The organism is Sphingopyxis sp. OAS728 (genome assembly GCF_014873485.1).
In the GTDB taxonomy this organism is placed as follows: Bacteria; Pseudomonadota; Alphaproteobacteria; order Sphingomonadales; family Sphingomonadaceae; genus Sphingopyxis.
This window is the reverse complement of record NZ_JADBDT010000001.1, coordinates 3128863-3148037: the sequence shown is the minus strand read 5'-3', so window position 1 is coordinate 3148037 and position 19175 is coordinate 3128863. Positions and strand designations below refer to the sequence as shown.

Genomic DNA, 19175 nt, shown 5'->3' with positions numbered 1-19175 from the left:
AGTAGGCCGGGAAGCTGGTCAGTGCGGCTTTTTCAGCCCCGCGTTGCGAACCATATCGGCCAGCGCGCGCCGCACGATATGGCGGTCGCTTTCGCGCAGCCGTTCGACGGCGTCGCTTACCATCAGCTGATCGCGGACGAGCGACCGCTCGGCGGCGACGCGCGCTTCGATCCCGTCGTCATCGGCGCGGCAGGCACGCGCCAGTCCGGCGCGGCGGCGTGCTGCCCACTCGGCGACCAGCCGCTCGGCGACAAGGCCGGCGAGACCGTCGGCCGCGCCGCGTTCGGTCGCGGGTTCGGCAGCGGGGTCGACGAGCCAGTCGGCGGCGTCTCCCTCCTCCAAGGCATCGAGCGACAGCATCGCGGTGACGTCGCGCCGCCCGGCACAGCGCTGGTCGCCGTGGAGGCGGTGTCGCAGCGCCTGCAGTTCGGCGCGCAGCTGCCAGTTCACATAAGTCGTGAAGCGCGCGCGCGCCGGATCATAGCGTTCGGCCGCCCGGTGGAGCGCGATCGCGCACACTTGCGCGGCGTCGTCGGCGACATCGGCCAAGCCATAGGTGCGCGTGAAATAGCGGATGCGCGGCGCCGCGAGTGCGGCGAGCCGGGCAAAAGAGCGGTCGACCGCCGCGCGGGTTCGCGCACCCGGCGCCGCGTCGAGCGCGGTCCGCGCCTGGATATAATCGGTCACCGCCTGTTCGAGCGCGTCGCTTTTTACCGACATGGTCCTGTCCCCATCGTGCTGCGGCATGGTTGCCGCCTCGGTAGGCATAGGATGTGATGCTTAGCGCCGCGCTGCGGACGCCCTAGGTAGTAATACCTAGATCTCGGCGCCCGCGAGCAGGCGCGGCAGGTCGCCGGCCTCGCCGCGCGCCTCGTCCATGAAAAATCGTTTGAGCATCGGCATGCGCTGCACTGCGCCGAGCCCGGTGCGGCGGACCGCAGCGGCGGTGCGCCCGGGAATTCCGAACAGCCGCGTCAGCCCGTCGGTCGCGAGGCTGACCATCATATTGTCGAGCCCACGCCAACGCTGATAGCGCGCGAGCAGCGCGGCATCGCCAAGGTCGAGCCCGAGCCGCGCGCCCTCGACGAGCACTTCGGTGAGCGCCGCGACGTCACGCAGGCCAAGGTTGAGCCCCTGCCCCGCGATCGGATGGATGCCGTGCGCGGCGTCGCCGACGAGCGCGATGCGGTCGGCGACGATCGACGCGCTGTGATGAAAGCCGAGCGGATAGGTCATGCGCGGCGCGACCAGTTCCATCGCGCCGAGCACGCCGCCCGCGCGCTTTTGCAATTCGGCGACAAAGCCGCGTTCACCCAGCTTGGCGAAACCCGGACCGTCCTTTTCCGCGACAGTCCACACGAAAGCCGAGCGATGCTGGCCCTCTGCGTCGTCGACTAACGGAAGCAATGCGAAGGGTCCCGACGGATAGAAAATTTCGTGCGCGACATTGCCGTGCGGCTTTTCATGCGCAACCGCGCCGATCATCGCGTGATGGTGGTACGACCAGTTCGCGATGCTGAACCCCGCAGCGTCGCGCGTCGGCGAACGGCGCCCTTCGGCAACAATCAGCAGCGGCGCCGCGAGCTTCGTCCCGTCGGTGAGCGTCAGCGTGACGCCATGCGCGTCGATCTCGCGCGACACCACCGCGGCGGGCATTAGCAGCCGTACCAGCGGCGCCTCTGCGAGCCCCGCGGCCAGCGCAAGACGGAGCTGGCGATTCTCGACCATCGTGCCGAGCGGCGGATCGCCGTCGGCGGTTACGAAATCGAGTTCGCCACCCCGATCGCTGTCGGGCACGCCGTCACCCACTTTGATGGCGCGGATCGGGCAGCCGTGTTCGGCAAGGCGATCAGCGAGCCCCAGCACCTCGAACATCTGCCAGGTCGCGCTGGCGATCGCCGACGCGCGGCCATCGAAGCCCGGCGCGATCGTCGTCACCGGATCGGCGGGATCGACGATCTGGACCGACAGGCCATGGTGGGCGAGGGCGAGGGCGAGCGTCTGGCCGACAAGGCCGCCACCCGAAATCAGGACATCGCTGCGCAGCGTTTCACTCATGGCCTCGCCCTAGCGCGTTTTCGGAGAGGATGGAAAGCATGGCGTGATCGATTTCGCGCCATGCGCCCCATTTGCAACTTTCCGCTGTCCTACATTATGCGCGCACCATAACCTCGCCCCATGACCCACCTCATTATCCGTCCGACCCATTTCATCCGTCGCCCGTCCGGGCACGCGGAAAAGAGGAAGACAGGGGGACGTAGCGTGACCTTTGTGACCTTCCGAACAAGGACGGCGCGTTTCAGCGGGCTGCCGAGGGCTGCTTGACGGCGAGTCCGCCCCATGCGCATATCGCCGTGGTTAACTGACAGGGACCGGAAAAAGAGCATGGCTAGCCGCAAGGCCGCACCCGTAAAGGCCGATTGGCGCACGGTTTTCCGCCAGAGCATCGCGCGATCGCTCGTGATCGCCGCGGCGGTGGCGCTCGGACTTTTTACCCTGTTCCTGACGCTGGCGCTGCTCACCTATGACAGCACCGACGCGGCGCTCAACACCGCTGCGCACGGCACCGCCGCCAACTGGATGGGGAGCGCAGGCGCGTGGTTCGCCGACCTTGGCCTGTCGATCGGCGGCGCCCCCATCGCGCTCCTGCTGCCGCTGCTCGGGATCATCGCGTGGCGACTGTGGACCGGCGAGGCGCAGCCCTATTGGCCGCGCCAATTGGCATACAGCTTTATCGGTATCCTGCTTGTCGGGCTCGGCGCCGAACTCTGGTCGCCCGCGACCAACGCCCCGATGCCCGCGGGCTGGGGCGGGATCATCGCGCTGCTGATCGGCGGTGCGATCGCTCCGCTGTTCGCGCAGGCCGGCGAGCCCGCCGCGGCGCTGATCCGTTTCGCCACCATATTGCTGCTCGTTGTCCTCGGCCTCTGGCTCGCCTGGCGCGCGCTCCGGCTCGAAAAGGGCTGGGCGTCGCGCTTCAAGCTCCCCGCCGCCGAGGGAAGCCGCATTGTCGAACCGGCGCGGGTACCGAATGACGAGACCAAGGCGCCGAACCTGATGGAGCGCGTCGTCCGGCCGCGTGCGGTCGCCGAGCCGAGCGACCGCGCGCCGCCCGAAATCGCCGAACCCGCAGAGCGTAGCGCGCCCTCGAAACCCCGACCCAAGCCACAAACCGAGCTGTTCACCAATTACCAGCTGCCATCGATCGACCTGCTTGCGCCGCCGCCGCCGGGGCCGACCGGACAGATCGACAAGGCGGGGCTCGAACGCAACGCGCGCCTGCTCGAATCGGTGCTCGAAGATTTCCAGGTCAAGGGCGTCGTCACCGCGGTTCGCCCCGGCCCGGTCGTCACCATGTATGAACTCGAACCCGCGCCGGGCACCAAGGCCAGCCGCGTGTCGAACCTCGCCGACGATATCGCGCGCAACATGTCGGCGCTTTCCGCCCGCATCGCGCCGATCCCGGGCCGCACCGTGATCGGCATTGAGCTGCCCAACGCAAACCGCGAGTCGGTCGTGCTGCACGAAATTATCGGCAGCGCGCTGTTCCAGGACCAGACCGGCGCGCTGCCGATCATCCTCGGCAAGAATATCAGCGGCGACCCGATGATCGCCGACCTCGCACCGATGCCGCATTTGCTGATCGCGGGTACGACGGGTTCGGGTAAGTCGGTCGGCCTCAACGCGATGATCCTGTCGCTTCTCTATCGCCTTGGCCCCGACCAGGTGAAGATGATCATGATCGATCCCAAGATGCTGGAACTCAGCGTCTATGACGATATCCCGCATCTGCTCGCGCCTGTGGTGACCGAACCCAAGAAGGCGATTCGGGCGCTGAAATGGGCGGTCGAGCAGATGGAGGACCGCTACCGGATGATGTCGTCGCTGTCGGTGCGCAACTTGGCGTCGTACAACGACAAGGTTCGCGGCGCGCTTGCCAAGGGCAAGTCGCTCGGGCGGCGGGTCCAGACGGGTTACGACCCCGACACCGGCCAGCCGGTCTATGAGGAAGAGACGCTCGACTATGCGCCGCTGCCGCAGATCGTCGTCGTGGTCGACGAGCTCGCCGACCTGATGATGACCGCGGGCAAGGAGGTCGAATTCCTGATCCAGCGGCTCGCGCAAAAGGCGCGCGCGGCGGGCATCCACCTGATCCTTGCGACGCAGCGCCCGTCGGTTGACGTCATCACCGGCGTCATCAAGGCGAACCTGCCGACGCGCATCAGCTTCAACGTCACGTCGAAAATCGACAGCCGGACGATCCTTGGCGAAGCGGGTGCCGAGCAACTGCTCGGCAAGGGCGACATGCTCTATGTGCCCGGCGGCAAGCAGATCACGCGCATCCACGGGCCCTTCGTCTCGGATGACGAGGTGCGCGCGGTTGCCGATCACTGGAAGGGGCAGGGCCGCCCCGACTATATCGAAAGCGTCACCGAGGACCCCGAGGACGGCGGCTTCGCGATGGAGGGGGCCCCTGCGGGCGGCGACAGCGCCGAGGACCGCATGTATGCCAAGGCGTGCCAGATCGTCGTCGAAAGCCAGAAGGCGTCGACCAGCTGGCTCCAGCGTCAATTGCGCATCGGCTACAACAGCGCGGCGCGCCTGATCGAGCGAATGGAAGAGGAAGGGCTGGTCAGCCCGCCCAACCATGTCGGCCGCCGCGACGTCCTCACCGACCAATATGGCCAGCAACGGTGAGGAACCATCGGCCGCATCATGACTTGAACAGCGTCTGACAAGAGGTTCAGCGCGGGTTCAATGCCCGGCTGCGATGAACCATTTTCCTATCCAAAGATGAGAGTCCGATGATCTTCAAGACGAACATGACCCGCCTCACCGCCTGGACGCTCGCGCCGATCGCCGCTGCAGGCCTTGCAGCCGGCGTGCCCGCCGTCGCGCAGTCGTCGAGCACGCTGGCGTCGGTGCAGTCGCATCTCAAGGCGACCAGTTCGATGACCGCCGACTTCGTGCAGACCGACCGCAATGGCCAGCGGCTGAGCGGCCAGCTGACCCTGAAGCGGCCGGGCAAGATCCGGTTCCAGTACCAGAAGGGCGTGCCGCTGCTGATCGTCGGCGACGGCAGCTCGCTCACCATGATCGATTATGAGGTGCGGCAGGTTCAGCGCTGGCCGGTCAAAAATTCGCCGCTCGGCGCGCTGCTCGACCCCGACCGCGACCTGACCAAATATGCCAAGGTTCTGCCCACCGGCAGCGGCGATGTGCTGAGCGTCGAGGTCAAGGATCCCAAGCGTCCCGAATATGGCACGATCACGATGGTGTTCGTGCGCGACGGCTCGGCGCCGGGAGGGCTGCGCCTGCGCGGCTGGGTCGCGCTCGATTCGCAGAACAACCGCACGCGGATCGACCTCACCAACCAGAAATTCAACGTCGCGGTTGCCGACTCGGCGTTCAAATGGACCGACCCGCGGCCGAAGCAGCGCGGCCGCGCCGGCTGACGCCGACGACCTCAAAACAAGTCAAAATCATATGGCGCTGAATCTTCGAATGGATTCAGCGCCATTTTCCAGACCAACCGACATCACGCATCGACGAACTGCAGAATCGGCCCATGACCGCCAATTTTCGTTCAGCTTGGCGACAGGGAAGAGCGTCTATTCCATCTCTCGAAGGCGCCAACACGGCCCCGGATTTGGGTTTCCCCCTGTTGCCCCACCCGGAATGCCAGGCACCTTCATTCAAGAGCGTGACGAACGCTGACCTTGAACCCCCGTTCCACCGCCCCTGGAACGGGGGTTTAATTTGTCCGGTGTTTGGGACATTGCGCCCCCCCGCCCGCGCCGATAGAGCCACCGCATGACTCGCACCAGCATCGCTTCGTGGAACATCAACAGCGTTCGCGCCCGCATCGGCATCGTCGAAAAATTCCTGCGCGAAGAAGCCCCCGACATCCTCTGCCTGCAGGAGACGAAGGTCGAATGCACGCTGTTTCCGCCCGACATGTTCAAGCGACTGGGATATCAGCATATCGTCACCCACGGCCAGCGTATGCACCACGGCGTGGCGATCGTCAGCAAGGTGCCGCTGACCGACGTGCGCAAATATGACTGGCAGGCCAACGGCGAAGCCCGCCACGTCGGCGTGACGCTGCCGTCGGGCGTACGGCTCGACAATGTCTATATTCCCGCCGGCGGCGATATCCCCGATCGCGAGCTGAACCCCAAATTCGGGCAGAAGCTCGATTTCTTCGGCCGCATGACCGAATGGTCGGGCGCGCTGAACGGGACACCGACGGTGCTCACCGGCGATTTCAACGTCGCCCCGCTCGAAAGCGACGTGTGGAACCACAAGGCGCTGCTCGACGTCGTCAGCCACACGCCGATCGAGGTCGAAACGCTCGCGCGGCTGCAGGCGGCATCGAACTGGGTTGACCTCGGGCGCCACTTCGTCCCGGCGCCGGAGCGGCTGTACACTTGGTGGAGCTACCGCGCGAAAGACTGGGAGGCGTCGAACCGTGGTCGCCGCCTCGACCATATGTGGGTGACCCCCGACCTGATGGCCAAGGCGGTCTCGCACCGCATCGTGCAGCCCGCGCGCAGCTGGGAGCGGCCGTCGGATCACATCCCGCTGATCACCGAGTTCGACTTTTGAATCATATCGGTGCCCGGAACGCTGCGCGCGCGATCGATGCGCTGCGGCGCGGCTGGCCCTTCCGCCTGACAGGCCCCGACGGCGCGCTCGACCTGATGGCAGTCGAAAGCGCGCGCGATGCCGCGCTGACCGAATTTGGCAGCCACGACATCCTGCTGTCGGGCGAGCGGGCGGTGACGCTCAAACTCACCAACCAGCGTGTCGCCGCCACGCCGGGGCCGGTGCGCCTTGCGAATGCTGCGCCCGCCGTGGCTGCGGCGCTCGCGATCGCCGATCCCGCGCTCGATCTCGCCAACCCGCTCAAAGGGCCCTTCCTCACCATCGCCACCGGCGGCGAAACGGCTGCGGCCACAGCGATGGCGATGGCCCGCCACGCGGGCCTGCTCCCCGCCTTTTTTGTGCGCGAAGCGGCGGGCGATGCCGAAACCGCATGCAGCGTCGACGATGTCGCCGCCCTGCTCGATCCCGTCCGCCTCGAGATCGCGGCGCGCGCTCGGCTACCCGTCGAAGCCAGCGAAACTGCAGAGATCGTCGCCTTCCGGAGCCCCGAAGAAGCATCGGACCATGTCGCGCTCGTTATCGGCAAGCGCGACGGCAATCCGCCCGTCGTGCGGCTCCACAGCGAATGCCTGACCGGCGACGTCCTCGGCAGCCTCAAATGCGATTGCGGGCCGCAGCTCCATGCGGCGCTGCACGCCATGGCCGATGCGCCGTGGGGCGTGCTGTTGTACCTGCGACAGGAGGGGCGCGGCATCGGCCTCGTCAACAAGCTGCGCGCCTACGCGCTGCAGGATCAGGGTTATGACACGGTCGATGCGAACCTGCGGCTCGGCTTTCCGGTCGAGGCGCGCGATTTTGCGATCGCCGGGCGAATGCTCGAACTGCTGAATATCCCGCGCATCCGGCTGATGACAAACAATCCGGAGAAGGTGTCGCGGCTCGAGAAAGAAGGCGTCGAAGTCGTCGAGCGCATTCCACTCGCGCTGCCGACGAACAAATATAACGAGCAATATCTGGCGACCAAGCGCGATCGCACAGGGCACCAGCTCTAACGAAAAAGGCGCCGGACGATGCCGGCGCCTTCATCAGATCAATGCACGAAGCGCGCGACAACGTCGCGATAGCTTCGGCTGACCTTTACTTGCGCGCCCGATCCGAGCACGAGGAAACATTCGCCATTGGTGTGCGGCTTGACCTGCTTCACTTGGCTGAGGTTCACGATCGTCGAGCGATGGACGCGCTGGAAGTTGCGCGGGTCGAGCCGCTTTTCCAGATCCTTCATCGTCTCGCGCAGGATCAGGCTGTTGTCGGCGGTATAGATGCACATATAGTCGCCGGCGGCGTCGATGCGTTCGATGCTGTCGACGTCGACGCGGAAGATCTGGCCGCGATCCTTGATGTTGATCATCTTTTCATAGCGGTCGGCGGCGTGCGTATCGGGGGCGACCTCTGCGTCATAATCCTCGACCGCTTCGGGCGCGACTTCGGCGAGCACCGTCTTGAGCCGCTCGACTTCCGCCACACCACGCTTTTCCGCAAGCCGCTGGCGAACGCGGTCGAGTGCATCCGCGAGCCGCTCGGGTTCGACCGGTTTCACCAGATAATCGACCGCCTGCGCCTCGAACGCGCGAATGGCGTGATCCGAGTAAGCGGTGACGAACACCACCAGCGGCGGTTCGACCTCCATCAATCCCTGAATCACCGAAAAACCGTCGAAACCCGGCATCTGGATATCGAGGAAAACCAGATCGGGTTTGTGGGTCTTGATCTTTCTGATGGCTTCGCGGCCATTTTGCGCGGTGTCGACGACTTCGACGTCCGCATGCGGTTCGAGCCGCAGTTGCAGGCCTTGGGTGGCCAGTTTTTCATCATCCACCAGGATGGTTCTGATCGTCATGTTCTCTCGGTTCCAATCGTCATTTGCCCATCGGGCTGGAACGGAAACTCGATAACCACCGTGAAACCGCCCTCAGCGCCCATCTGGACGTCGAACCGGTGCTGGTCGCCAAAAGCCTGCGCCAGACGGTCCCTGATATTGGCTAAACCCACGCCGGTCGATTCCGTTGCAATGCCTGTGGTGGGGTCGGTGCGGTCGGCTGACAATCCCGGGCCGGTATCGGACACGGTAATCCGAACATTTTGACCGGCCAACTGTGCGGAAAGCGTGATATCGGCGCCGTCTTCCTGCGGCGTTACTGCGTATTTTATCGCATTTTCGATGAGCGGCTGGAGCAAAAGCGACGGCAAACGCGCCCGCGCGACCGCCGGATCGATCGCGAAATGCGGACGCAGCCGATCCTCGAAGCGCATTTTCTCGATTTCGAGGTAGAGCTTCAGCGTCTCGATCTCCTGCGCCAGCGTCACCTGCGCGGTCGGCTCGTTCGCGAGCGTGTAGCGGAGGAACGCCGACAGCCGCGACAGCATCGCATTCGCGGGCTCGGCCTGTTTCAGCAGCACGAGCGTCGAAATGCTGTTCAGCGTGTTGAACAGGAAATGCGGATTGAGCTGGTAACGCAGCATCGCGAGCTGCGCCGACGCCGCCTGCGCCTCGAGCCGGATGACGCGGTCATTCTGTTCCTCGAGCTGGAGGAAATAGTTGATCGCGAAATAAAGCGCCGACCAGGCAGCAAGCGAGGTCGCGTCGATATACATCGCGCCGAGCAGCAGGCTGGTGAAGCCCGCCTCGCTTGCCGGATTCTGGATCTGTGCGACCCACGCGTCGATAAAGGCCCAAAGCGCAGTCGCGATACCCGCGAGCCCGAAACTGACGCCCCACATCAACAGCGGGCGACGGTTGATCAGCGCGCGGTAACAGGCCGACAGGATAAGGGTCAGCGAGAAACCTGTGATCGCCGAGATCGTCTGCGGGATCAGGAAGGTGAAGGCCTGACCATTGGCAAGCCCCGACACGCCGCGCAGGCCGAGCCAGGCGGCCCAGCCCAATATCTGCAGGTTCCAGAAGGCCCGGACCTTGTTGTCGAAAAAGGGACCCGGCGAAGACAGTCGGAAAAGCGGCATGGGGTCTCGTGCGATGGCGATGGTCAGTCGCCGCGCGGGCGATATCGGAAACCGGCGCGGCCGATCATTCGGCGGCGACCGGCGCCATCGCACCCTCGCCGCGCACGCGCGCCTGGCCGAGCGGCTGGAGTTCGGCGCGATGCTTCCACAGCAATTCCTTATACCCGATCACGCGGCCGTCGTGCGCGGTCAGCGTTACCGGGCCGATCGGCTGTTCGTCGCGCGCATCGACAAGCACCGGGGTCGACGGCACGCCGGCACCCCATTTTTCGCCCCATTGGCGCAGCGCGATCATCGCCGGGAGCAGTTCGATGCCCTTTTCGGTCAGCTGATATTGCACCTTGCGGCGATCCTCGGCCATCACTTCGCGCGCCATGATGCCATGGTCGACCAGCTTCGACAGCCGGTTCGACAAGATGTTGCGCGCGATGTTCAGTTCCTGCTGGAACTCCTCGAAATGATGGACACCGTTAAAGGCGGCGCGAAGGATCATGAACGACCATCGCTCGCCCATCGCTTCCAGCGCCAGCGGCAGGGCGCAATTGCCCCCATCCATGTCGTTCAGCAGTTCGCGTAATTTTCCCATAACCAATGCCCTAACGTAAAATCACCCCATGCGCCAAAAAAATATAAGGCCTCCGTTGCATTTCGCAACTCAAAGTCTAGGGAACGCCTCGCAACCCATTGGTTGCGAAAAAACAGGAGCTCCCAATGCCCATTTTCAAGCTTTCTCCCCTCACCCAGCCCTTCGCGCTGGCAGGCGTCGCACTGATCGGCGGCCTCGCCTTCACATCCAGCGCTGCAACCGCCGCGGGCGGCGCTTACTACCGCGCCGAACTCGCCAGTCCGGCGACCGAGGCGCGCTTTGTCGCGCGCGACGTCGTCTGGGCGTGCAAGGGCGCCAGCTGCACCGCCGGTCAGGGTACGAGCCGCCCGCTCGTCATGTGTTCGGCTCTCGTCAAAAAGGCGGGTCCGGTGGCGAGCTTCGCGGCAGGCGGCAAGGCGCTCGAAGCCGAAGAACTGGCGCGCTGCAACGGCGCAAAATAATCCGGCCTTCACGCCGATCGAAAACCGCCGTACGTCCACTTGGCTTTGCCAGTGAAGTACGGCGGTTTTTTCTCGGCGAACGATGCTTCCAACCGTTGTTATCAAAGTTGCTCAACGCCCGCGGTTCGGCGCAAGCAAATTTCGCATTGCAATATTGCCTGCATGAACGACATTGGACGCAATGCTGAGACAATATGAACTTGTCGAGCGCGTGCGCGCTTATGATCCCGACGTCGACGAGGCGCTGCTCAATCGCGCCTATGTGTTCACCGTGCAGAAGCACGGCAGCCAGAAACGCGCGTCGGGCGACCCCTATTTCAGCCATCCGGTCGAGGTTGCGGGAATTTTGACCGATCTTCACCTCGACAGCGAGACGATCGTCACCGCATTGCTCCACGACACGCTCGAAGACACGCTGACGACGCCCGAAGAAATCGAGCGGCTGTTCGGCAGCGACGTCGGCCGGCTGGTCGATGGCGTGACCAAGCTTTCCAAGATCGAGGCGCAGACCGAGAATGAACGCGCGGCCGAGAATCTGCGCAAATTCCTGCTCGCCATGTCGGACGATATCCGCGTGCTGCTCGTCAAGCTCGCCGACCGGCTGCACAATATGCGCACGCTGCACTTCATCAAGAATCCGGAGAAGCGCCGCCGCATCGCCAAGGAGACGATGGATATCTATGCGCCGCTCGCCGAGCGGATCGGCATGTATGAATATATGCGCGAGATGCAGTTACTCGCGTTCAGCGAGCTCGAGCCCGAGGCCTATGCGACGATCACCGGGCGCCTCGCCAAGCTGACCGCCGGCGGCAAGGACAAGGTCGCCGGCATCAGCCGCGAGTTCAAGGAATTGCTCGCGAAGAACGGGATCGAGGCCGATGTGTCGGGGCGCGAAAAGCATCCCTATTCGATCTGGCGCAAGATGCAGGAGCGGCACGTCAGCTTCGAACAGGTGACCGACATCATCGCCTTTCGCATCATCACGCCGACCGACGCCGATTGCTATGCGGCGCTCGGCATCCTCCACCGCAAGTGGAAGATGGTCCCCGGCCGGTTCAAGGATTATATCTCGACCCCGAAGCGCAACGGGTACAAGTCGCTGCACACGACGATCATGCACCAGCAGAATATGCGCATCGAGATCCAGATCCGCAGTCTGGGTATGCACCAGCAGTCCGAGTTCGGCCTCGCCGCGCATTGGGCGTACAAGCAGGGCGGCAGTGCGCCCGACGGGCAGGCGGGGTGGATCCGCGACCTCATCGAAATCCTCGAACAGACGCACGATCCCGAGGAGTTCCTCGAAAACACGCGCATCGCGATGTATCAGGACCGCATCTTCGCCTTCACGCCGAAAGGCAGCCTGCACCAGCTTCCGAAAGGCGCGACTCCGGTCGATTTCGCTTACGCCGTCCACACCGGGCTCGGCGACCGCACCGTCGGCGCCAAGGTCAACGGGCGGCTCGTGCCGCTGCGCACGCAGCTCAACAATGGCGATACGGTCGAGATCCTCTCCTCCGACAAGCAGACGCCGCAGCCGGCCTGGCTGGGCTTTGCGGTCACCGGCAAGGCACGCGCCGCGATCCGCCGCCATGTGCGGTCGAAGGAAAAGGTCGAACTCGCGGCGCTCGGCCGCAAGATGTACGACGAGATCGCGCTTCGCCTGCCAAACAAGGTCGGCGACAAGGCGCGCGCCGCCGCGCTGACGCGGCTGAAGCTCGATGACGACACGGCGCTCTATGTCGCGATCGCCAAGCAGCGGATCACCGACAATGCGCTGCTCGAGGCGCTGGTCCCCGGCATCACCGCCGAAATGAAGACCAAGCCCGGCAAGCTCGTACAGGGCGCGGCGGTGTCGATCGCCGGGCTGACCCCGGGCGTTGCCTATCAGCTTGCCGATTGCTGCCACCCCGTCCCCGGTGACCGCATCGTCGGCCTGTCGCGACCGGGCGAGGGGATCGAGGTGCATGTCATCGACTGTCCGCGGCTCGCCGACGGCATCGACGCCGACTGGATCGACCTGCGCTGGCAGGAAGACAGCGAGGGCGGAAACGCCCGGCTGTGCATCGTCATCCTAAACGAACCCGGCACGCTCGCCGAAATGTCAGGCATCCTCGCCGCCAATTCGGCGAATATCACCAATTTGCGGCTATCGAACCGCGAGGGCGGATTCCACACCTATGACGTCGTCGTCGAGGTGCGCGACGTCCAGCATGTGATGCGTATATTGTCGGCGCTGCGCGCATCCGACACGGTGGTGCAGGCCGAGCGGCAGTAGGCTTCAGTTCGCGTAGAGAAGCGGCGGCCGCCAAGCATTCTGGTCGACCTCGTCGCTGACCTTGTAGACCACGCCCTTGCTGTTCAGGAACAGCCTCTCCATTTCGGGCCGGGTGAACGGCCGCGAGCCGACACGCCCGAACACCGCCATCTGGCCGCCGGTTTCGTCGACCGCACGGTCGCGGTCGAGCCCCTTCGACAGCGCAAGCGCGGGTGACGGCGTCTTCGCCCAAGCGATCAGTTCGGGGGTCGGTTTCGGCGAGAAGCCATAGAGGCCCGGATTGTCGGGGCTGGTGAGCTGGAGCACCTTGATGCCGTTCCGCCCGTCGGCGACATAACCGAACAGCGACGCATTGGTCGACGCGACGATGACATCCTCGGCGTCGTTGAGCATTCCGCCAAAGGTCAGACCCGGCCAGACGATCGGTGCCGCGGGGCGCGTCACATCGACGATCACGAGGCCGTCCGCCTTCGCCGCGACGTACATATAGGTGCGCGCGAGATAGATTTTCCGCGCGTTGGCCAGCCGAACCGTGCCCGACGGTACCGCGACCGGATGCGCCAGATTGGTGACGTCGAACAGCTTCACACCCTCGGCATCGGTGACCCAGAGGTAGCGGAACTGCACCGCGCTCGCGCGCGCATCGGTCAGCGGCAGTTGCGCGGTGACCCTGGGCTGGAGCGGTGCCGAGAGGTCGAGCACCACGAGCCCCGCATCGGTGGTGATATAGGCCATGCTGCCCGCGAGCGTGATGTGCCGCGCGCCCGCCAGCACATTACCCTCGTTCCACGTCAGCGCGCGTTTGAACTTGTTGTTGCGGAATTCGCCGTCGGCGAGCGTATCGATATCGACGAGGATGAGACCTTCGACGCTGTCGGTGATCACCGCATAGCGATAGATATCGTGCATCACCTGTTCGTGGTTCTCAGGGAAATTCTTCACGATATTCTCGTTGCGCGACACGCTGATCGGCTGCGTCGTCGCGATCGCCATGCAGGTCGCGTTCTTCGTTTTCACATGCGTATCGTGGCCGAGCGCCGAGAAAGGCGCGCGGATGATGCGTTCGGAGAAGCCCTTGTTGCCGATCGAGGCAACGTCATAGACGCGGAAACCGCCCTTGCCCTCCGCTACAAACATATATTCGCCGCGCTGCTGGAGACAGTTCACGCGGCCGCTCGTCCCCTGAACGATGTTGGCGAATTCTTCGAGCGCGTGGGTTTCGCCCGATAGTTTCTTGTCGAAGGTCTTGCCGCGCACCCAATTCTTGAGCTCGCGGCCATTCTGTTCGACGTGCAGTTTCCAATAGTCGGGATAGGCATATTTCTGGAGATAACTGCCGATCACCGCCTGCGGTTCGTCCCATTCGGTTACGCGCGTCGCCTGGAAGCTGTTTTCCTGACCCGACCAGACGTTGAGCCCGACAAAATTGACGAAATTGGTGCCGAGCAGATTGAGCTGCGCCATGATCGCATTGTTATCGTCGGCGGCCGACAGGTGGCAGTCGCTGCACTGTTTGGTTTCGGACCGGCGCACCGTGTGCGGGAAGTGCGGCGCGAAGGCCTGGCTCGAATAGCCCGCCGAAGACACCGGCGGCTGCTGCACATAGATGCGTTCGCGGTTGATGTTCGTCGACGACAGCACGAGTGCCGAGGTCGAACGCACCGGCGTGATGATGCCGCGCGCTTCGCCGTTCGGGCCCGGCTCGCCGGGCTTGGTGAGCTGGTGCCGGCCGAGCTGGAACATCTCGTCGCGCGCGACCTGCGGGTTGTAGGTCGCGAAGTTGCGCGTCTCCTCACCCTCGAAATGGTGCATCTTGGTTTTCCAGTTCGCCTCGATCGGCAAATGGCAACCACCGCAGCTCGTCGTCCATGACAGGTGACAGGTGAAGCAGGTCATCTTGTCGTCGCCGTGCGCGCGGTCCTCCTTCGCGACCCCCGGCCCCCATTCATATTTGCCGTCCTCGGCGCCCGCGCGCGCCATCAGTTTCGCGCGCGCCGCCTTGGCGTTGAAGTGCGGCCCCGGGGTCACCGCCTGCTTGACGAGGCTGACCTGCCATTCAAGTTTCGGATCGACGATCGACCGCTGGATCAGGCCGATCACCTCGGCATCGTCATTATACTGGAATTCGAAGCGGCGCCGCCCGTCAGGATTGCGCAGCAACGCAAGATTATTGCCCTGCGGCCGCGCCGCGACGTTCGAGGTGAGCAGGTTCGGGAAGGCATCGGCAGTGCCGTGGCAATCCTTGCAGCTGATCTCGACCGCGTTCGCGACCTCGCCCTGGATATAGCCGTTGCCATGGCTGTCCTGCGCGAAGTGGCAGTCGGCGCATTGCATGCCCTTTTCCGCATGGATATCCATCATATGGACCGCCTTGCCGGGGTTGAGACCCGGCGGCACGAACTTGCCTTCGCCCCCCGGCCGGCCCGGATCGGCGCTCGACAGGCAGAGATCGCGCTCCTTGGGATCGGTGTAGTGGCTGCAGCTCTTGCGCCACTTCTCCGGATCTTTCGGATCGATGATGTTCGCGGTGTCGGTGCCATAGGTCGACATATTGCCGTCGGCGGTCAGCAGATTGCCGCTGCGGTCGCGCTTGAAGATGCCGCGGAAGTTCCAGCCATGGCCATGATAGTCGGCGAACTGCGTGTCCTTGTTGCTGTCGTTGACGTCATAGACGTCGCGCAGGAACTCGACGTCGGCCCACAGGCCGCGCGTCGCCGCCCCCTCGGGATTGCGTTCGAGTACCTGATGCACCTCGGCGGCGGTCGGATAGCGCTGCTGCTTGTATTTCTTCTGATACTCCTCGTCGCTCATCCCCGGGGGGCGCGGCGCGGTGTTGTCCGGCCCCGGCCACATCTGCGGCGCGTCGGATTCATAGTCCCACATCGTGTAGCCGAGGTAGGAGTTCAGGAAGATATTCGGCTGGTGCATGTGGCACGACATGCACTGCGAGGTCGGGATCGCGCGGGTGAAGGCGTGGCTGATCGGGTGGCCCGATTCGCCCCGCGCCGGCGATGCGGGGCGTGCCGGAACGTCGGGATCGGCGGGGTCGATCAGCGCACCGTGGCCGCCACCGGCATGCCCATCCTCGGCGCCATGGCTATCGCCGCCATGCCCGCCGTCGGGTTTCCACTTCTTCTCCGCGATCGTCGGGTCGACCGTCGCCGTCTCGCCGTCACGGCCATATTTGGCATAGGTCAGGCTGTGCCGCGGCTCGCGATCGTTGGCGTAGACGACATGGCAGCCCGAACAGCCTGAATGGCGATAGTCGCCCGGCTGGTCGTTCGTCCCCATGAACCACGACAGCGGGTCGTTGAGGCGCGTCTTGTGGATGTTGAGCACGGGGATCGAGACGCGCAGCCCCGTCCCGGGGCCACGGTTCGACTGCTTGAGGTCGGGACGCCCCGGTTCCTCGAGCCGCTGGATGCTGCCCGTCGGGTTCGGCAAGCCGATTTCGGGGAATTGCGTGTTGATGTTGCGCCCGCCGCGCTCGAACACGCGGAACACGTCGCCCGGCGGCAACACGCTCCAGCGCGGCAGCGGATACATTTTGGCCAGCGCGCCGCGCTTTTTCTCGTCGTCGGTCAATATCTTGTCGAAACCGAAGCTCGGCTTGCACGCTTCCTTATATTCCTCGGCGGTCAGCCGCGACGAGGGTGAGAGGATGCACGCCGGTTCGCCGGTGCGCGTATAGGCTTCGCCGAAGATGTAATTCTTATAGGGGACAATGCCGTTGTTATACGCCGCGCCGCCCCACAGCATCGCGCCGGTCGACATCATCGACCGCTCGGTCGCCTCGATCACCTCGAGGTGGCAAGCACCGCATGCTTCGCGCGCGACGCGATAGTCGCTGGGGTTCACGAAACGGATGAATTCGGGCGATTCCTTGTTGAGCAAGGTATAGCTGCGCTGCGGGTTCGCCGAGCTGTCGTGCCAGGCGCCGGGCAAGGTCGGCTGCGGGTGCGCGAGCTTCATCACCGCCTTGTTCGTAGGATGCTTGTAGCCGAGGCTGGGCGTGCCGCGCTGGCTCGCGTCGCCGCCGTGGCAGTCGGTGCAGCCGAGCTTCACCGCCGGGGTCGCATGCATCGACGGCTGGTCGGTACGCGTGTGGCAGCTGTAACAGCCCTCCGACTTCGCGCTTACATCGGCGTCGCTCTGCTCGCGCGGCGCGGGCGGGGTGAAGCGATATTCGATCTTGAGCGGCTTCTCTTCCTCTGCCGCGCGCACGACGCTCGCGCCGAAGGCGGCGCACATCGTGACGAAAGCGAGCAGGGCGAAGAGTTTGCGCAGCAACATCAGAAGCTCAAAGTCACGTTGGCGAGGATAGATACGTAAGCGTCATTCTTCTTCTTGTTGTCGAACAGATCCTTGAAGCCCTTGCCGGGAAGCAGCACCGCCGCGCTGAGGCGTCCGACGATGTTCTGCGTCGCTTTCGGACGCCAGATCGTCGCGACCGACAGATCGAAACCGATATCCTTCGGGATCGACCCTTCGGTGCGCAGCGCCTGCAGGCTGGAGGTGTTTTCGAACCACAGATGGTTGAAATTGGTGCTGACGCGGAATTCGGGGGTCAGGTCGAAATCGGCGCCGGCGCCGATGAAGACGGTGCCAGGGTTGTTAAAGTTCGACTGCCCCTCTTCCTTCGACGAGCGCAGCGAGTTCAAAATGCCATTGCGGCCGTTGATCGAAATGACGCGCCCGCCGCCCGCGAAGGGAATCGTCTGGCGGATCCAGTAGCTGGTGTCGGCGCCGCCGAAGATCGGATTTTCGAAGATCGCGTCGAAGCCGCCCTCGGTGTTATTATACGGATCGCCGTCGCCGGTCGCATAAAGCCCCGACAGGCGGAAGCGCATCCAGTCGTGGTCGTAGCTCAGTTCCACCGCGCCGAAGCCCGCGCGAATTTCAGCTTTCTTGCTGGTGAAGAAGCTGTTCCGGTCCTCGCCGAGCGCGGCATAGAAACTCGCGGTGAGGTTGAACCGCCCGATCCGCCCGTCGGCGCTGTAACCGAGATAAACGACATCATATTCGCGCCCGCGCAAATCGCCGAGCAGCGCGGGCCGCACTGGGAAACCATTATGGTCGATCTGCACGTCATTCTTTTCGCGGTTCATATTGTACGTCACGCTGATCTGGCTGGTCAGCCCGACGACCGGGAAATCCTGACGATAGAGATTGCCGGTGAAGATGAAGTCGCTGCGCGGCGTCTGGGTGATGTCGTTGAGACCCGAATTGGTGTCCTTTTCCAGCCGCCAGAAGGCCGCGAGATTATATTGGAAGCGGTTGTTGTCGCGGTTGCCGAACAGGCGGATGCCGAGCTGGCTGTCGTTGAACAGGAAACCACGGAAATCGCTCTGGAACGGCTGAATCCCGACACGGACTGAATAAAAATCGTAGCGGTCCGACGTGTTGCCAAGATGTTTGTCGACGAACAACTCCTGCACGCCGAGGAACGAGTCGTAACGATGGCTCGCCTTCGACGGGCGCACGTCGAGCACGCGCCGTTCGGGCACGTCGACATAATTGGCCTGATAAGCGAGCGTGACGCGATATTCGAGGTCGGGCGGCTTGAACGCGGTCGAGCCCTTGATCAGCGCGGCGCCGGCGATGAAGGTCTGCGCAAAGACGAAGCTGCGATCCTTGCCGAACACGTCGAGGCTGCCGGGCCGCTCGGTCGTCTGGACGCCGACGGGGATCGGGAAGGTGCGCGGTTCGAACACGGTGTCGGACACGGCATTGGCGACGAAGAACCAGTCGTCGCCCTTGATCGGCAGCCATTTGACCTTGCTGCGGTCGATCGCGCGGTCGCCCTTGTAGGTGTTCTGGTGATAGGGATCGAACCAGCGTTCCTTGACCACGCCCAATGTTTCGATGAGGCGCCAGCGGTCGGGAACGGGCAGCTGATCCTCCATCCCCGGAAAGGCCTGCGGCGGCGGCGGGCGCAGCGCGCCGACATTGTCCTGGCTAAGCGCGTCGGGAAGATCGGGCCGGTAGCCCGGACGGCGGCGGCCCTCGATGAGGTCGGTGACGAGGTCGTCCTTGACCATTTCCTGCCAGTCGACCGGCGGCGGGGGCGGGATCAGTTCTTCGGCAGGCTGCTCGGCGGGTGCGGCGTCGCCGGCGACCGGCGGTCCCTCGGGCGCGGGTGGCGGCGGCGTGACATCGGCTCCCGGCGCGCCCTGCGCCGCGAGTGTCGCGATGATCGGCCAAAGGCTGCCCCCCGTCATCATCG

The 19175-nt window shown here is 64.3% G+C and carries 13 protein-coding genes; 6 read left to right on the top strand and 7 right to left on the bottom strand.

What is annotated here, in order from left to right; genetic code table 11:
- Window positions 1–18: 18 nt before the first annotated feature.
- Window positions 19–720, bottom strand: coding sequence for a sigma factor (locus GGC65_RS14890; RefSeq protein WP_192647873.1), 702 nt, complete (start codon window positions 718–720; stop codon window positions 19–21).
- A 96-nt stretch (window positions 721–816) separates the two neighbouring features.
- Window positions 817–2058 (bottom strand): FAD-dependent monooxygenase, encoded by a 1242-nt coding sequence (locus tag GGC65_RS14885; RefSeq protein WP_192647872.1) that lies wholly within the window; start codon window positions 2056–2058, stop codon window positions 817–819.
- Between the two features lie 327 nt (window positions 2059–2385).
- Here GGC65_RS14885 and GGC65_RS14880 point away from each other — a divergent pair, with 327 nt between their 5' ends.
- From GGC65_RS14880 to ribA, 4 genes are all read left to right on the top strand, one after another.
- Window positions 2386–4698 (top strand): FtsK/SpoIIIE family DNA translocase, encoded by a 2313-nt coding sequence (locus tag GGC65_RS14880; RefSeq protein ID WP_192647871.1) that lies wholly within the window; start codon window positions 2386–2388, stop codon window positions 4696–4698.
- Window positions 4699–4805: 107 nt separating this feature from the next.
- The gene (locus GGC65_RS14875; RefSeq protein ID WP_413052730.1) at window positions 4806–5456 is read left to right on the top strand and encodes a LolA family protein; all 651 of its coding nucleotides are present in this window, start codon (window positions 4806–4808) and stop codon (window positions 5454–5456) included.
- A gap of 358 nt (window positions 5457–5814) precedes the next feature.
- Window positions 5815–6609: an exodeoxyribonuclease III gene (locus GGC65_RS14870; protein ID WP_192647870.1), complete on the top strand. Its 795-nt coding sequence runs from the start codon at window positions 5815–5817 to the stop codon at window positions 6607–6609.
- 5 nt (window positions 6610–6614) lie between these two features.
- Window positions 6615–7661: a GTP cyclohydrolase II gene (gene ribA / locus GGC65_RS14865; RefSeq protein WP_192649555.1), complete on the top strand. Its 1047-nt coding sequence runs from the start codon at window positions 6615–6617 to the stop codon at window positions 7659–7661.
- 38 nt (window positions 7662–7699) lie between these two features.
- Here ribA and GGC65_RS14860 read toward each other — a convergent pair whose 3' ends face one another.
- The 3 genes from GGC65_RS14860 to GGC65_RS14850 all read right to left on the bottom strand — a co-directional run bounded on the left by GGC65_RS14860 (window position 7700) and on the right by GGC65_RS14850 (window position 10213).
- Window positions 7700–8506, bottom strand: a complete 807-nt coding sequence (locus tag GGC65_RS14860; RefSeq protein WP_192647869.1) for a LytR/AlgR family response regulator transcription factor — start codon at window positions 8504–8506, stop codon at window positions 7700–7702.
- Entirely contained in the window at window positions 8503–9627 is a 1125-nt protein-coding gene (locus GGC65_RS14855) for a sensor histidine kinase (RefSeq protein WP_192647868.1), read from the bottom strand. Before GGC65_RS14855 ends, GGC65_RS14860 begins: the two co-directional genes overlap by 4 nt.
- A 64-nt stretch (window positions 9628–9691) precedes the next feature.
- Entirely contained in the window at window positions 9692–10213 is a 522-nt protein-coding gene (locus GGC65_RS14850; RefSeq protein WP_192647867.1) for a winged helix-turn-helix transcriptional regulator, read from the bottom strand.
- Between the two features lie 125 nt (window positions 10214–10338).
- Here GGC65_RS14850 and GGC65_RS14845 point away from each other — a divergent pair, with 125 nt between their 5' ends.
- Window positions 10339–10674, top strand: a complete 336-nt coding sequence (locus tag GGC65_RS14845; protein ID WP_192647866.1) for a CC_3452 family protein — start codon at window positions 10339–10341, stop codon at window positions 10672–10674.
- Between the two features lie 181 nt (window positions 10675–10855).
- On the top strand, window positions 10856–12949 hold the full coding sequence (locus GGC65_RS14840) for a RelA/SpoT family protein (RefSeq protein ID WP_192647865.1): 2094 nt from the start codon (window positions 10856–10858) through the stop codon (window positions 12947–12949).
- A gap of 3 nt (window positions 12950–12952) precedes the next feature.
- Here GGC65_RS14840 and GGC65_RS14835 read toward each other — a convergent pair whose 3' ends face one another.
- Both GGC65_RS14835 and GGC65_RS14830 read right to left on the bottom strand, forming a co-directional pair.
- Window positions 12953–17242: a hypothetical protein gene (locus GGC65_RS14835; RefSeq protein WP_413052729.1), complete on the bottom strand. Its 4290-nt coding sequence runs from the start codon at window positions 17240–17242 to the stop codon at window positions 12953–12955.
- Entirely contained in the window at window positions 17242–19173 is a 1932-nt protein-coding gene (locus GGC65_RS14830) for a hypothetical protein (RefSeq protein WP_225940835.1), read from the bottom strand. Before GGC65_RS14830 ends, GGC65_RS14835 begins: the two co-directional genes overlap by 1 nt.
- Window positions 19174–19175 lie beyond the last annotated feature (2 nt).

Bases quoted from the DNA above. Each gene is read 5' to 3' on its own strand.
- GGC65_RS14890 (WP_192647873.1), bottom strand. From the start codon at position 720: ATGTCGGTAAAAAGCGACGCGCTCGAACAGGCGGTGACCGATTATATC.
- GGC65_RS14885 (WP_192647872.1), bottom strand. From the start codon at position 2,058: ATGAGTGAAACGCTGCGCAGCGATGTCCTGATTTCGGGTGGCGGCCTT.
- GGC65_RS14880 (WP_192647871.1), top strand. From the start codon at position 2,386: ATGGCTAGCCGCAAGGCCGCACCCGTAAAGGCCGATTGGCGCACGGTT.
- GGC65_RS14875 (WP_413052730.1), top strand. From the start codon at position 4,806: ATGATCTTCAAGACGAACATGACCCGCCTCACCGCCTGGACGCTCGCG.
- GGC65_RS14870 (WP_192647870.1), top strand. From the start codon at position 5,815: ATGACTCGCACCAGCATCGCTTCGTGGAACATCAACAGCGTTCGCGCC.
- GGC65_RS14860 (WP_192647869.1), bottom strand. From the start codon at position 8,506: ATGACGATCAGAACCATCCTGGTGGATGATGAAAAACTGGCCACCCAA.
- GGC65_RS14855 (WP_192647868.1), bottom strand. From the start codon at position 9,627: ATGCCGCTTTTCCGACTGTCTTCGCCGGGTCCCTTTTTCGACAACAAG.
- GGC65_RS14850 (WP_192647867.1), bottom strand. From the start codon at position 10,213: ATGGGAAAATTACGCGAACTGCTGAACGACATGGATGGGGGCAATTGC.
- GGC65_RS14845 (WP_192647866.1), top strand. From the start codon at position 10,339: ATGCCCATTTTCAAGCTTTCTCCCCTCACCCAGCCCTTCGCGCTGGCA.
- GGC65_RS14840 (WP_192647865.1), top strand. From the start codon at position 10,856: ATGCTGAGACAATATGAACTTGTCGAGCGCGTGCGCGCTTATGATCCC.
- GGC65_RS14835 (WP_413052729.1), bottom strand. From the start codon at position 17,242: ATGTTGCTGCGCAAACTCTTCGCCCTGCTCGCTTTCGTCACGATGTGC.
- GGC65_RS14830 (WP_225940835.1), bottom strand. From the start codon at position 19,173: ATGATGACGGGGGGCAGCCTTTGGCCGATCATCGCGACACTCGCGGCG.